This is a genomic window from Streptococcus pseudopneumoniae, assembly GCF_001072925.1.
Taxonomy (GTDB): domain Bacteria; phylum Bacillota; class Bacilli; order Lactobacillales; family Streptococcaceae; genus Streptococcus; species Streptococcus pseudopneumoniae_Q.
The window spans coordinates 1-1,173 of the sequence record NZ_JVHE01000071.1; the positions used below are offsets into that span (position 1 = coordinate 1).

A 1,173-nucleotide genomic window follows, 5' to 3' on the forward strand; every position below is an offset into this window, starting at 1 on the left:
ATCAGCTGTACCTTCACCAATCTTGTTGCCGTCTTTATCGAACAACTCTACCTTAGATCCTGGCTCTGCACTCACTACAACCGGAGTCTTAGTTCCTGCTTTACCTGTTAGGTCTGTATCGACAACTGGTTTCGCTGGAGCTTCTGTATCTGGTGTGCTTGGTTTTGTTGCTTTCGCTGGGTCACTTGCTACTGATGTATTTCCTGATGGATCTGTCGCTTTCGCTGTCACATTTCCTTCTGGAATATTAACAGTTGGCGTAACAGTTGCTTTACCATTGTTATCAGCTGTACCTTCACCAATCTTGTTGCCGTCTTTATCGAACAACTCTACCTTAGATCCTGGTTCTGCACTCACTACAACCGGAGTCTTAGTTCCTGCTTTACCAGTTAGGTCTGTGTTCACAACTGGTTTAGCTGGTGCTTCTGTATCTTTAGTTACAAGCTCTGACAATGGTTTCTTATCTTGAGAACCATCTTTATAAGTTACAACAAGATTTCCATCAGCATCTTTTGTGACTGATTGAATCTTACCATCTTTATCAGCTACAGCTTTACCTTTTTTGTCTGCCAAGTTAGCATCATCATTGGTTTTAGAGTACTCAAGTTGTAGTTTCTCTTTGATTTTAGCTAACTCGTCATCTGTTATGTTAGATGGATCTGCTACAGTAACTTTTTCAGTTGGAGTTGGAGTTACAATATCATATTTTTGACTTTGTGCCTTAAGCATGACACGGAATGAACCTGGGTCAGTTGCGTTTGATGAACCTACGGCTTTATTCTCAATGAATGCACCATCAGCATCAGTTGCAGTTGCATAACGCCAGCCCAAAACCATACCGGCTGGATTTTCTCCTTTAGTTGCTGCTTCTAAGACTTCTGGTTTCAATCCATCTGTTGCTGCTGGAGTACCTCTATAAGTAATGACTGCTGGCGCATCTGCTGTTGCTGGTGTTTCACTAGAGATAACATTTGCTTTAAATCCATATTGAGTATTGATGGTATTTGCTTCACCTGCAACAGCACCAAACTCTCTGTTACCGCCTTGTTTTACAGTAGCACTTACAATTTTTCCGCTATCATCTTTGAATTTGATATCAAATGAGTTTTCTTCACCAGCATATACATAAACTTCTTTAGTATCTTTATTAGAGTAAGGAATCTCTACTGTTGG

Annotated in this window: 1 protein-coding gene; it reads right to left on the reverse strand. The window is 40.6% G+C overall.

The genetic code is table 11. From position 1 onward, the window contains the following. A partial coding sequence (locus ADH81_RS11165; protein WP_049526717.1) for an Ig-like domain-containing protein occupies nucleotides 1-1,173 on the reverse strand: 1,173 nt, incomplete at both ends.